The sequence below is a fragment of the Enterobacter cloacae complex sp. SHL009 genome (assembly GCF_049237205.1).
In the GTDB taxonomy this organism is placed as follows: domain Bacteria; phylum Pseudomonadota; class Gammaproteobacteria; order Enterobacterales; family Enterobacteriaceae; genus Enterobacter; species Enterobacter cloacae_M.
In genome coordinates, this window is record NZ_JBMKIW010000002.1 from 202790 (window position 1) to 216004 (window position 13215).

A 13215-nucleotide genomic window follows, 5' to 3' on the forward strand; every position below is an offset into this window, starting at 1 on the left:
GGGTTAAGGATAGAGGGAAGCGGGGGGAATGTGCAAAAACCGCCACAGCACCCACCCCCCAAACCCCATCAGCACCACCCCCGCCGTGCGCTCAATCCACCACAGCGAACGGCTGAGCTTCTGTTGTACCGCCGATAGCCCCAACAGCGACACCAGCGCTAAATCCCACGCCAGCACCACCATCACCATCCAGACGCCGCAGGTCGCCTGCTGAAGCAGCGTTACGTCCGGCCCCAGCAAGGCCGTCATCAGCGCCAGATAGAACAGCGCGTTCTTCGGGTTTAACAGCGCCGAACCGAGCCCCAGCAGGATCTGCTTTTGCAGCGAGGGAAAGCGCTGGTGGGTTTCATTCAGCGCCAGCGACTGCTGGCGGCTGCGAATCAGATGCGATCCGATCCACATCAGGTACAGCGCCCCGCAAAGCTCGATCAGCGTAAACAGCCACGTAAACTGGCGCAGCGCGCTCCAGCCGATAATCACCAGAACAATATAGAGCGCGTTGCCCGCGGCGATGCCGACGCACAATCCGGCGCTGCCGCGCAGCCGGTAGCGCGCGGCGTAGCCCACCAGCAGGAAGAAATCCGGGCCCGGGCTTAGCAGGGCAACAAAATGCGCCAGCGCCAGGGCGAGAAAAGCGGAAGGGAATAACAGTTCCATAGCGACCTCAGTAAATAATCTGCGGTCAGACTACGGCGCTGCAGAACCTATTTATTGTCTGATATTGATCGGCCCGTCGCGTACTGGCGCGGCGTGGCGGCGGTATAGCTGACGAAGGTCTTATGAAAATGGCTCTGGTCGGCAAAGCCGCTCTGGTAGCCAACGTCGGCAATATCATCCCCGGCGCGCAGCCGCGCTTTGGCGAATTCCACGCGGGAGATGTTGAGAAAGCTGCCCGGCGTCAGGCCGGTGTCCTGCCTGAAGGTGCGGATCAGCGTCTCCTTGCGCAGCGAGAAGCGTTGGGCAAGCTCGTCGAGGGAAGGCGGGCAGGTGAGATCGGAAAGAAACGCCTGCTGAATCTGCTGGCTGGTTGCGCGAAGCGCGTCAGCGTTATCCACGGCGCGGGGAAGGGCAGAAAGCAGCGTTTCCAGTGATGCCGGAGACAGGGTCTCGACAACGTCCAGGTAATGGGCAAACAGGGTGGGGCTACGAATCACCTGTAGCGCCAGCGGAAGCCCGGTGTCGATGTAGAGCATATGGTAGCTGCGCGGTTGCCCGGCGACGGGGTTACAGCTGTGCGGCGCACAGGCCGGGATCACGATGAGGTCCCCGGGGTTAAGGATGTACTCTCTGTCGTGACACACGCAGCAGGTCTGGCCCTCCACAATCGCGCCGATGGAGAGCTGAGAGTGACTGTGGCGTTTGTACGCCTGCGTACTCTGCCAGGTGCTGCGCAGCTCAAGGCCTGAGGTGCGGTGAAAAGTCTGGCGGATATGTCGGGTATCGGTCATGGGCGCTCCTTCTGAAGATTTTTTATACCATGTCAGCGACCCCTCTGGCAGCGCTTCATTAAGAACCTTCCGGATATACCCAACTTTACGTCCATAGCCAGTCATGTTGACTACCCTTAATACCCTAAGCGGTAAAACAAGGAGATTCGACATGGCTTATCAGACAGTAAATCCTGCCACTAACCAGCTCATCAAAGAATACCCCTCACATACCGACGCGGATATCGAAGCGGCGCTCCGCGCGGCCGATGCGCTTTATCATTCGGACTGGGCGAAAGGCGATATCAGCCAGCGCCTGCCGGTGCTCCATAAGCTTGCCGATCTGATCGACGAGCGCGTGGAGGATCTGGCTAAAATCGCCAGCCAGGAGATGGGTAAGCTCATCGAACAGAGCCGCGGCGAGGTGAAGCTGTGCGCACAAATAGCCCGCTACTACGCCGATAACGCGAAGCAGTTCCTGGCCCCGGTGAAGTACGACTCGGAGCTTGGGGATGCGTGGGTTGAGCATCACCCCATCGGCGTGCTGATGGCCGTTGAGCCGTGGAACTTCCCGTACTACCAGCTGATGCGCGTGCTGGCGCCAAACCTGGCGGCGGGGAACCCCGTCATCGCCAAGCATGCCAGCATCGTGCCGCACTGCGCCGAGACCTTTGCCCATCTGGTGCGCGAGGCGGGCGCGCCGGAAGGGGCGTGGACCAACCTGTTTATTTCGTCCGAGCAGGTGGCGAATATCATTGCTGACGATCGCGTGCAGGGCGCTGCATTAACCGGCTCCGAAAAGGCCGGCAGCGTGGTGGCCGCTCAGGCGGCGAAGCACATCAAGAAATCCACGCTGGAGCTGGGCGGTAACGACGTGTTCGTGGTGCTGGATGACGCAGACCTTGAGAAGGCCGTGAAAATTGGCGTTAACGCGCGGCTCAACAACGCCGGGCAGGTCTGCACCGCGGCGAAGCGCTTTATCCTGCATGAAAAGATTGCGGATGCCTTCCTGAGCAAATTCACCGAGGCGTTTAAGCAGGTGAAGATTGGCGATCCGCTGGACGAAAGCACCACGCTGGGGCCGCTGTCGTCTAAAGATGCGCTCGAAACGCTGACCAAACAGGTTAACGAGGCGGTGAAAAACGGTGCGACGCTGCACTATGGCGGCAAACCGGCGCAGCGCGACGGGAGTTTCTTCGAACCGACGATCCTGACGAATATCTCCCGCGATAACCCGGCGTATTTCGAAGAGTTCTTCGGCCCGGTGGCGCAGATGTACGTGGTGAAAAACGACGACGAGGCGGTCGCGCTGGCGAACGACTCCCACTACGGCCTTGGCGGGGCGGTATTCAGCCAGAATATCGAGCGCGCGAAGAAAATGGCGTCGCGGATTGAGACCGGGATGGTGTACATCAACTGGCTCACCGATACTGCACCGGAGCTGCCGTTCGGTGGCGTGAAGCGCTCCGGCTACGGACGCGAGCTGTCGGATCTGGGGATCAAAGAGTTTGTGAACCAGAAGCTGGTGGTGGTGCGTAAGTAAGAGATAATAAAAAACCTGCCAACCGGCAGGTTTTTTTAAGGGATTATTGCACTTCGATCTTGTCCCAGCCGCTTTTGAACATGCAGCTGTCGACTAACGTATCCCGGCGATATTCATTCGCGTCTTCAACCGTGTAGCTCGTGGAAATATCCTTTTTCTTGTTCTTTTTGTCCGTTTTTTCCGAGCTGGATCCGGTCACGACGTTATCCGGGGGCAGATCGATTAGCGCCTGCGCTTCGCATTCCGTGAGCTTTTTATTCATTTCCGCATCGCTGACGCCCGGTTTCACCCATTTGTACTGGACGCAGCCGGTGAGCATCAGCGTGAGGCTCAGAACGCAAAGCGCGGTTATGCGGTGTTTCATCAGAAGGTGACTCCACCGCCTACATATGCGCCGTCAATCAGCGTGTGGCCAGGACGACCGTCTTTGCCATCCACGCTCACGTGGCGGTAGCCCACTTTCAGGGTCACTGGCGTAATTGGCGTCCAGCTTACGCCGCCGTTAGCTTCAACGTAGTTTTTCACGCTGTTGTTCAGGCCTTCTGGCGCCACATAGCCTTCACCGTACACGTGGATGCTGTCGGTCAGGGCAACGTTTACGCCGCCGCCAATCGGGAACGCCACGCCGTTATCGCCTTTTTTCGGGCCGAGGTAGATGGCTTTTGCGCCCGCATTCAGCATCACCGGGCCAAGACCCAGGTTGTAGCCTGCGCCCACGCCCCCGGTCTGGGTACCGTCATCGGTGTTTTTGAGCCAGTTGCTTTCGAGATAAACACCGGATGAGGATTTCCCCATTTCCAGATTGAGGTTGGTAAAGTTTTTACCCTGCTCAACGGTGCCGCCCATCGCCAGTGCGGAACCCGATACGGCAGCCAGAGCAGAAAGAAGAAGGATATTCAGTTTTTTCATGTTTTATGCCTCGTCATTAAATTCATCTGGGCGCACCTTAACAAGCGATGTTAATGACTGCAAATGTGATATAAATCGCGGTTTTATACTGATATTGTTAACTTTTTTATTGAAGTTGTTGCAATGATGTTTGATTGTCGGGGTGTCAACAGGGGATGTTTTTAGCGTTTAGGAACCGTTTAGTTTTTTGACTAAACATAAACTGAACGAGGTGGGGATAGTGATTTGAGATGAATTAATTGGGTTTCTAATAATTTCCAAAAATGTTTCGCCTGTCACACAAAACAACAAAGCCTTACATTTCGAGCGATGAATATACGTTCAATCGCGCAGGCCGGTTTCCCTTCCATGTCATTTTTCTGACACGTTTATTCTTTACGTTGTTGGCTTCACTAACTGGATGCTAACAATATGAAAAGAAAAATTATTCCTGTACTAATCGGCTGTGCGCTCTCTTTCTCTGGCCTGGCGGCGCAGCCCACTGCTGAGCGCTATGTCGTCAGCTTCCCTGAAGGCTCCCACGTGAGCTACAGCGGCGCGTTTGCCAGCGCGTTTCCGAACGGACTGCCCGTGGGCATTGGCTCCGGCCTGCTGTTTACGGGCAAGCAGGGCGACGCCCTGACCTTTGCGACCGTGACCGATCGCGGTCCAAACGCCGATGCGCCAAAAATGGGTAAAAACGAAGCCAAAATATTTGTCACGCCAGATTTCGCGCCGCTGCTGATGACCATCCGCGTTCAGAACGGCAAAGCGGAGGCTGTTGATGCCCGCCCGCTGCATGATGATAAAGGCGAGATCAACGGTCTGCCGCTGCAAAGCGGCGTGATTGGCTCCACCAATGAAGTGGCGTTCAGCGATACCCTCAAGACCCTGAAGGGTGACAACCGCGGCATGGACACGGAAGGCATCACGCCGGACGGGAAAGGGGGCTACTGGCTGTGCGACGAATATGGCCCGTTCCTGATTAACGTCGACAGCAAAGGGAAGATCCTGGCGATCCACGGTCCGCAGGCGGCGGAAGGGGAGAAATCCATCGCGGGCGGCCTGCCAAACATTATCAAATGGCGCCAGGCGAACCGGGGCTTTGAAGGCCTGACCCGGATGCCGGACGGACGGATTATCGCCGCCGTGCAAAGCACGCTGGATATCGACGGTAAGAGCAAAAAGCAGTCCCTGTTTACGCGTCTGGTGAGCTTCGACCCGGCAACCGGGAAAACGGCGATGTACGGTTACCCTATCGACAGCGCGGCCTACAGCAAAAACAGCGACGCCAAAATCGGCGACATCGTGGCGCTCGATAACCAGCATATCCTGCTGATTGAGCAGGGAAGCGATAAAAACGACGGCATGCGTAACCTTATCTACAAGGTGGATCTCAGCAAGGCGAGCGACCTGACCGCCTTCGACAAGCCGGGCGAGTACCCGGAGTTTGATGATGAGAAAACCCTGGCGCAGCGCGGCATTACCCTTGCGGCAAAAACGCAGGTGGTCGATCTCCGCGCGCTGGGCTGGCAGCAGGAGAAGGCCGAAGGGCTGGCGCTGATCGACAGCAAAACGCTTGCGGTGGCGAACGATAACGACTTTGGCGTGAAGGTGGCGATGCAAAACCCGGTCGAGGGCAAGAAGCTCAAGGATTATCGGGTGAACGCGGAAGGCAAGCTGACGCTGGATGATAAGCCGGTGGAAACCACGCTCAGCGTGAAGCCGCTGAAAAAGCCGGAGTCGGACAGCGAGCTGTGGATTGTGACGCTGCCGGAAGCGGTGAAATAAGTTTACCCTTCTTGCTAAAGGCTGGGGTATCCCCACAAGATAATGCCTGCACAGACGGCTCCCTCTCCCTTGAGGGAGAGGGCTGGGGTGAGGGGGAACATACGGCTGTGGAGGTTATTCCGTTCACTCTATGTTCCTTGCTACTCTGTAACGGCATGACCTGTGAACGTGCCAGGGTGGCTCAGTCGCCACCACCCTGGCGACCCGGGCTCCCGGCGGTAAATCGCCGCTTCGCGGATTGCTCGCCCCATCCCTGTGGCTCACCCTTTCAGGGCCAGCGCAGGCGCTGTCCAAAATTGCTCCCGGCAATTTTGTCCTCAGCTTATTCCTTCAGGCTATCGGGTCGGGCGTGGCCTGCATCCCTGCAGGCCACGCCCTCTCGGCGCATCCCTGCGCCCTCTCGGCGCATCCCTGCGCCCTCTCGGCGCATCCCTGCGCCTCGCCTCGGCCTTACGGAAACGCCTCGGCGATTTACAGCCGGACCAGGGCATCGCTGTAAGCCATTAATTTTTCTGAAGCAACATTCATCGCTTCAGGTTAAAAAATTACCGTGGATCCCTCAGCCCCACAGGGGAGAGGAGATGCATAGCGGTTATTTCTTCAGCCCTGCAAACGCCGCCCGAATTTCTTCTTCCGGCAGCTGTATGCCTATAAACACCATCACGCTGTGCGGTGCTTCCTCGCCCCAGGGTCTGTCCCAGTCGGCGCTGTACAGGCGCTGTACGCCCTGGAACAGCAGGCGGTTCGGCTCGCCGTCAATCCACAGCATCCCTTTGTAGCGCAGCAGCTTGTCGGCAAACGACAGCAGCAGGTTTTCCATCACGCGCGAAACCTCGCCGATGTCCACCGGGTAGTCCAGCTCCACCACAATCGACGCCACGTCGTTTTGCTTATCTCCCATAAAGTGGAAGCGCGGTTTCGCGGTGACGTTCTCTTCCAGCATAAAGCCGTTGGTGTTGAACAGCTGAGACAGATCGATGTCGCCGTGCGTCACCGTGTAAACCGGCGCGCGGGAGTTAATGCGCGTCAGGCGCTCGAGCAGTTTTTCGCTTTCGCCCGCCACGTCGGTTTTGGTCAGCAGGATGCGGTCGGCGTAGCCCACCTGAGACTGGGCGATGGTGAACTGGTTCATCTGCTCGTCGGCGTGAACCGCATCCACCAGGGCAATCACGCCGTCCAGCAGGTAGCGCTGGCAGAGGATCTCGTGAGAGAAAAAGGTCTGAATAATCGGGCCGGGGTCGGCCATGCCGGTGCATTCGATCACCAGGCGGTCAAAGTCGATCTCGCCGCGATCGCGGCTGTCGAGCAGGTCCAGCAGGGCGTCTTCTAATTCGTTAGAGCGGGTGCAGCAGATGCAGCCGTTGGTCAGAGTTTTGATCTGGGTGGCGCGATCGCCGATCAATTGATCGTCAACGGAGACCTCACCGAATTCGTTTTCGATGACGGCGATTTTGAAGCCGTGCTGTTCGTTCAGGATGTGGCGCAGCAGGGTGGTTTTACCGGCGCCGAGAAAACCGGTCAGCAGGGTAACGGCAATCGGGGTCATGGTCTCTCCTTTAGCAGCAGCGAACGCCGCCTTCTCCACTTCCGCCGTAGCGCGCTTCCTGACGCTCGCGGAAGAATTCGGTGTAGGTCATGTACGGCTTATCCGGATGGTTGGTCTTCATGTGCTCAACGTAGTTGTCATAGTCCGGAATGCCAATCAGCATTTTCGCCGCCTGACCGAGGTATTTTTTTGCTTCGCCTAAGTTACCAAACATTGTGGGTTCCAGACAGAAAAAGCCCGGCGATGTGAGTCCGCTGGGCTTATGTTTCCCTCATCCCAGCCCTCTCCCAAAGGGAGAGGGCTGGGATTGCGGATTAATGATGTGAAGAGGTCTTCACGCCGCCTTCCGGCACCGGCACGTACGGGGTTTCTTTATCCGTACGGCCGTCGGCGTTACGCACGTTCAGCCAGGTTTTGATGCCGTAGAAGATGATGCTGTACACCACCACCAGGAACAGAATGCTCAGACCCGCGTTGGTGTAGTTGTTCACCACGATATGGTTCATGTTGGCAATCTGCTGCGCGGTAAGGTCCGCGCCGCCTGCGGCAATCTTCTCTTTGTACTGGTTAGCCATGAAGAAGAAGCCTTCCAGCTGCGGGTTGGCGCTGAACAGCTTCAGGCCAAGCGCCCAGGTGGTGCAGAGCAGCAGCCACAGCGCAGGAACAACGGTTACCCAGATGTATTTGGTGCGCTTCATCTTCACGAGGACCACGGTACCCAGCACCAGAGCAACGGCTGCGAGCATCTGGTTAGAGATACCGAACAGCGGCCACAGGCTCTTCACGCCGCCGAGCGGGTCGACAACGCCCTGATACAGCAGGTAGCCCCACAGTCCGACGCAGCCCGCAGTACCCAGAATGCCCGCTACCAGAGAGTCGGTTTTCTTCAGGAACGGCACGAAGTTACCGAGCAGGTCCTGCAGCATGAAGCGGCCCGCACGGGTACCGGCGTCCAGCGCGGTCAGGATGAACAGCGCTTCGAACAAAATACCGAAGTGGTACCAGAAGCCCATGTCCGCCCACGGCAGCACCTTGTGGAACACGTGTGCGATACCCACCGCCAGCGTCGGTGCACCACCGGCGCGGTTCAGCACGGACGGTTCGCCGATGTCCTTCGCCGTCTGCATAATCTGCTCCGGCGAAATCACGAAGCCCCAGGAGCTAACGGTCGCCGCCGCGTGTGCGCTGGCGTCCTTCAGCTGCGCCATAATCAGCGCCGCGTTGTCACCGCCCATTTCGTGCAGGTTTGGCATGGTGATACCGAGGCCCGCCGGTGGGGTGTTCATCGCGAAGTAGAGACCCGGTTCGATAATGGAGGCTGCAACCAGCGCCATGATCGCCACGAAGGACTCCATCAGCATCGCGCCGTATCCGATCAGACGCGCGTCTTTCTCGTTCGCCAGCAGCTTAGGCGTGGTACCGGAGGCAATCAGGGCGTGGAAGCCGGAGACCGCACCGCAGGCGATGGTGATGAACAGGAACGGGAACAGGGCGCCTTTCCACAGCGGGCCGGTACCGTCGATGTACTGGGTCACTGCCGGCATTTTCAGATCCGGGTTAATCACCAGGATGCCGATCGCCAGACCGACGATAACGCCGATTTTGAGGAAGGTCGCGAGGTAGTCACGCGGGGCCAGAATCAGCCAGACCGGCAGCAGCGCTGAGATAAACGCATAGCCAATCAGCGCGAAGGTAATGGTGGTGTCCTTGAAGGTCAGCGCCGGGCCCCAGTACGGGTCGTGCGCAATCACGCCGCCGAAGTAGATGGAGGCCACCAGCAGCACGATACCAATCACCGACACTTCGCCCACGCGTCCCGGACGCAGGAAGCGCATGTAGATACCCATGAACAGCGCAATCGGCACGGTTGAGCATACGGTGAAGACACCCCACGGGCTTTCGGCCAGCGCTTTCACCACGATCAGGGCCAGCACCGCGAGGATGATGATCATAATCAGGAAGCAGCCGAACAGGGCGATAGTCCCCGGCACGCGGCCCATCTCTTCTTTGACCATCTCACCCAGAGAGGCCCCGTTACGGCGAGAAGAGATAAACAGCACCATAAAGTCCTGCACCGCACCCGCCAGCACCACGCCGGCGAGCAGCCACAGGGTTCCCGGCAGGTAGCCCATCTGCGCGGCCAGCACCGGGCCAACCAGCGGGCCTGCGCCAGCAATAGCGGCAAAGTGGTGACCAAACAGCACGTAGCGGTTGGTTGGCACGTAGTTCAGGCCGTCATTGTTAATGACCGCCGGGGTGGCGCGCGTTGGGTCGAGCTTCATGACCTTCTGCGCGATGTACAAGCTGTAGTAGCGATAAGCAACAAGATAGACGGAAACGGACGCGACCACGATCCACAGGGCGCTTACGTGTTCGCCCCGGCGTAATGCGACAACCGCCAGACAGAAAGCGCCGAGGATCCCGAGTAAGGCCCAGGGCACGTGCTTCAGTAGTTTTTTAGTATCCATAGTAAGACCTGGTTTTTTATGTAAAGAAAAAAGGGTCAGGGTTCGTTGTGAGGAGGTATTGATTAATGCTGGAGCGATCGTGCCAGATCCTCGCGCGTGTAAAGGACGGTAAATGAATGAGTGGTTGAAAGTGCCGGGTGAGCGGTCAAAGGGGGCGACGAGCGGTTCCGGCTCGCCGCCAGGGGGCGAAATTATGTGATTGAGATCACTTGATTATTCGGATTACGCTCCACGGCCAGATAGTTCTCCAGGGTTCTAATCAGTTTTTCCTTCAGCCAGTTCGGTTCCAGAATCTGAATGTGGGGCAGCCAGTAGAACAGCAGCGGCAGGATCTGGTTCTCGTGCGCCGCCTGGCAGCGCAGCGTGACGCCGCCCTGTTGCTCCTCCACCAGCTCCTGTTCCGGCAGAAGATCGCGGCGCAGGAAGTAATGTGAAATATTATCTTTGATAAATATTTTCACTGCGAAAGTATTTTCAGAGACCCAGGGGTCGAGGCTTTTCTCCAGCAGCTCAAGGACATTTTCTTCGGGCGTGAAGGTCGTTTTCTGAATATCAAACCAGCTAATCTGGCTCAATGAGAAGGATTTCAGGCGGCTATTTTCGGTGGCTTGTAAATACCATATATTTTTTTTGTTAATGAGTTTATAGGGATTAATCAGACGGGTTTTCCCCTTATAAACGATCTGACAAACATTATGGTTTTTAATCGATTTCTCGATTTTCGTTAAATGACGGCGAATATCACGTTCTACCGTGTGTTCTGCCTCATTGCCAAGAATAAGAATATGGTTTTCGTCAACGCGCGTTTCGAGCTTCTGCCAGAATTCCGTATTTCTTTCAGGGAAAAAGCTGTCAGCATTCAGGAAGTTAGCAAGGGTGTGATGTAAGCCTTGTCCGCCGGGCGATTGCGCAGAATGGATCAGTCGATATAGCCCGTTACCGGTATGTTCAACAATAGGAGATAGGGCATTTAAATCCCGGTAGACGGTACGCTCGGTAATTTTAAATTTTTCCATTAGCGCACTGCGGTTTACCACACCGTTTAAATGTAGCTCAACCAGAATATCGACCAGACGTTCAGCCGAGCGGCTCCGCGTCGTTTTAGCCATAAGGTCATCCTGTATATTTAGGTATGCGCTGAATGATGCGGATGCACTGACAAAGGGTGTCAGTATTCAGTCACAGAAAATTTCTCTTATGGTTATATAACGGCGTGATTTAGCGGAAACCTTAGGAGTTTTTGTAGAAAGCGGCGCTGGCCGAAGAAAAAGGCCAGCGCGAGGGGGGATCACACGGCGGCTTCCGCCTCCAGCATGACCGGGTGGAAGCGGCGCTTGAAGTAGATCAGACCGTGTCCCGCGTCACTCAGAATGATGTTCTTAACTTCAACAAGGTAGACAAGATGCGTGCCGATGGTTTGCACCTGGCTAATCTCACCTTCAAGGCTGGCGAGCGCGCCCTTGAGCACCGGCTGCGCCAGCGGGCCTTTCTGCCAGCAGGAGAGGGTAAAGCGCTCCTCCATCGTCATACCGGTCATCCCGGCGAAATGGCGAGCCATGATCTCCTGCTCGTGATTCAGCACGTTAACGCACAGCCTGCCGTTGCCCTGAAATACCGGGTTCATGGCGCTGTTGGCGTTGATGCACACCATGACCGACGGCGGGGTGTCGGTGACCGAACAGACGGCGGTGGCGGTAATGCCGCAGCGGCCCGCCTCGCCCTCGGTGGTGATCACATTGACCGCCGCCGACAGGCTACTCATTGCGTCGCGAAAACGCAGGCGTTGTTCATCTAAATGCATTGCAACCTCCCGCTGCGCTATTTCAGCAGCTTGTCGAGCATGTTGATATCGCTGTTGTTGTGCAGGTGCGGCACCGTCCAGCCGTGCTGGTCGTATTCAGACATGCAGCGGTCGACCATCGCCATCATCTTGTCCATGTTGCCGGAGCTCTGCGCCTGGCGCAGACACTGCAGGCGGATCTCATCCTGGCTTCCGGAGTAGTTGATTTCGTATAGCTCGTGACGACCGCCAAACTCGCTGCCGATGGCATCCCACATCAGCTTCAAAATCTTGATGCGTTCGACGTGATCCATGCCGTTGGAGCCGCGCACGTATTTCGCCAGATACTGGTCGATCTGCGGGTTGTTCAGATCCCGGGCGCTGGACGGCAGGTAGATCAGCCCGGACGTCACGTTACGCTCGATGATGTTCTTGATCTTCGCGTAGGCCATCGGCGCCATCACGCGGTAGGTTTGCAGCGCGGCGTGATCCGGCAGATACGCGCCGTTGACCCACGGGGTGGCTTCGGAGCACATGGAGTCGCTCAGCGCCCAGAACATGTTGCGCCAGGCCACCACTTCGCCGAGATCCGCCTGCACGCCGCGGAACTCCAGGGTACCGGTGCACTCCAGGGATTTCTTCAGCAGGGCGGTGATGAAGTCGAGCTTCACCGCAAGGCGCACGCAGGCCTGCAGCGGGTACATTCGCGCAAAGCCGCCCTCCATCGTCCAGCGACGGCAGCGGTCGAAATCGCGGTAGATCAGCACGTTTTCCCACGGGATCAGCACGTGATCCATCACCAGGATCGCATCGTTTTCATCAAAGCGGCTGGAGAGCGGGTAGTCGTACGGGGATCCGGTTGCGCCTGCCACCATCTCGTAAGAGGCGCGGGAGATCAGCTTCACCCCCTCGGCGTCCATCGGCGCGACGAACATCAGCGCGAAGTCCGGGTTTTCGCCCATCACCTGCGCGGAGCCGAAGCCGATCATGTTGTAGTGGGTCAGCGCCGAGTTGGTTGCCACCACCTTCGCGCCGCTGACGATGATCCCGGCGTCGGTCTCTTTCTCCAGCTTGATGTAGACGTCTTTCACCTCGTCCGCCGGCTTGTGGCGGTCGATCGGCGGGTTAACGATGGCGTGGTTGAAGTACAGGCCGGTTTCCTGAATGCGCGTGTACCAGCTGCGGGCGTTCTGTTCGAACTGGCCATAGAAGGCCGGGTTGGCGCCGAGCGCGCAGCCGAACGCGGCTTTGTAGTCCGGCGTGCGGCCCATCCAGCCGTAGCTCAGGCGCGACCACTCGGCGATGGCGTCGCGCTGCTGGCGCAGGTCGTCGGCGCTTTTCGCCACACGGAAGAACTTGTGGGTGTAGCCGCCGCTGCCGGTGTCGGTGCCCCAGCAGAGGGTATCCTGCATGTCCGGCTTGTGAAGCGCGTCGTACATCTGCGCGATGGAGGCCGCCGCGTTGCGAAACGCCGGATGGGTGGTGACGTCGTTGACGCGCTCGCCGTAGATGTAAATCTCACGGCCGTCCTGCAGGCTTTTTAAATACTCTTCGCCGGTTAACGGACGTTTGGCATAAGCGCGGAAATCTTCAGGCTTCATAGGGACCTCGTATCGGAATAGGGTTGTTAAATTTATGTTTTGTTTTTGTTGTTTAATTGAAGCCTGAGAGGGGCGGAACGTGAAGGGACGATTGGGACAACGGCGGGTACTTTTCGCGAGAGATCGCAGAGTGTGATTTCTCTCACCCTAACCCTCTCCCAAAGGGAGAGG

Annotated in this window: 12 protein-coding genes; 2 read left to right on the forward strand and 10 right to left on the reverse strand. The window is 57.5% G+C overall.

Annotation, left to right across the window (positions count from 1 at the left end; all coding sequences use genetic code 11):
- Positions 1-3 precede the first annotated feature (3 nt).
- Both ACOTZC_RS07430 and ACOTZC_RS07435 read right to left on the reverse strand, forming a co-directional pair.
- A complete protein-coding gene (locus ACOTZC_RS07430) occupies positions 4-657 on the reverse strand; it encodes a LysE family translocator (protein WP_248162597.1) in 654 nt (217 codons plus the stop codon).
- Positions 658-704: 47 nt separating this feature from the next.
- The gene (locus ACOTZC_RS07435) at positions 705-1448 is read right to left on the reverse strand and encodes a helix-turn-helix transcriptional regulator (RefSeq protein ID WP_163354357.1); all 744 of its coding nucleotides are present in this window, start codon (positions 1446-1448) and stop codon (positions 705-707) included.
- A gap of 151 nt (positions 1449-1599) precedes the next feature.
- Between ACOTZC_RS07435 and ACOTZC_RS07440 the strand changes: the two genes are divergently transcribed.
- Positions 1600-2970: an NAD-dependent succinate-semialdehyde dehydrogenase gene (locus ACOTZC_RS07440; RefSeq protein ID WP_045404502.1), complete on the forward strand. Its 1371-nt coding sequence runs from the start codon at positions 1600-1602 to the stop codon at positions 2968-2970.
- 43 nt (positions 2971-3013) lie between these two features.
- On the opposite strand, the gene ACOTZC_RS07445 is transcribed toward ACOTZC_RS07440, so the two are convergent.
- Together ACOTZC_RS07445 and ACOTZC_RS07450 are read right to left on the reverse strand one after the other, a co-directional pair.
- A complete protein-coding gene (locus tag ACOTZC_RS07445) occupies positions 3014-3334 on the reverse strand; it encodes a hypothetical protein (RefSeq protein ID WP_028015390.1) in 321 nt (106 codons plus the stop codon).
- Positions 3334-3879, reverse strand: coding sequence for a YfaZ family outer membrane protein (locus ACOTZC_RS07450; RefSeq protein ID WP_023310269.1), 546 nt, complete (start codon positions 3877-3879; stop codon positions 3334-3336). The genes ACOTZC_RS07445 and ACOTZC_RS07450 overlap by 1 nt, the downstream gene beginning before the upstream one ends.
- A gap of 411 nt (positions 3880-4290) precedes the next feature.
- Here ACOTZC_RS07450 and ACOTZC_RS07455 point away from each other — a divergent pair, with 411 nt between their 5' ends.
- Entirely contained in the window at positions 4291-5649 is a 1359-nt protein-coding gene (locus ACOTZC_RS07455; RefSeq protein ID WP_045404500.1) for an esterase-like activity of phytase family protein, read from the forward strand.
- A gap of 592 nt (positions 5650-6241) precedes the next feature.
- On the opposite strand, the gene yjiA is transcribed toward ACOTZC_RS07455, so the two are convergent.
- The 6 genes from yjiA to hpaB all read right to left on the reverse strand — a co-directional run bounded on the left by yjiA (position 6242) and on the right by hpaB (position 13044).
- Positions 6242-7195 carry a GTPase gene (gene yjiA / locus ACOTZC_RS07460; protein WP_163354361.1) on the reverse strand — a complete coding sequence of 318 codons (954 nt, stop codon included), beginning with the start codon at positions 7193-7195 and terminating at the stop codon, positions 6242-6244.
- Between the two features lie 10 nt (positions 7196-7205).
- Entirely contained in the window at positions 7206-7409 is a 204-nt protein-coding gene (locus tag ACOTZC_RS07465) for a YbdD/YjiX family protein (protein ID WP_003856610.1), read from the reverse strand.
- A gap of 100 nt (positions 7410-7509) precedes the next feature.
- The gene (locus ACOTZC_RS07470; protein ID WP_023334384.1) at positions 7510-9663 is read right to left on the reverse strand and encodes a carbon starvation CstA family protein; all 2154 of its coding nucleotides are present in this window, start codon (positions 9661-9663) and stop codon (positions 7510-7512) included.
- 191 nt (positions 9664-9854) lie between these two features.
- Positions 9855-10772 carry a helix-turn-helix transcriptional regulator gene (locus ACOTZC_RS07475; protein ID WP_023310273.1) on the reverse strand — a complete coding sequence of 306 codons (918 nt, stop codon included), beginning with the start codon at positions 10770-10772 and terminating at the stop codon, positions 9855-9857.
- 179 nt (positions 10773-10951) lie between these two features.
- Positions 10952-11464 carry a 4-hydroxyphenylacetate 3-monooxygenase reductase subunit gene (locus tag ACOTZC_RS07480; protein ID WP_126303629.1) on the reverse strand — a complete coding sequence of 171 codons (513 nt, stop codon included), beginning with the start codon at positions 11462-11464 and terminating at the stop codon, positions 10952-10954.
- Between the two features lie 17 nt (positions 11465-11481).
- Complete coding sequence (gene hpaB / locus ACOTZC_RS07485; RefSeq protein ID WP_126303627.1) at positions 11482-13044, reverse strand: 4-hydroxyphenylacetate 3-monooxygenase, oxygenase component; 1563 nt, start codon at positions 13042-13044, stop codon at positions 11482-11484.
- Positions 13045-13215: the final 171 nt, after the last annotated feature.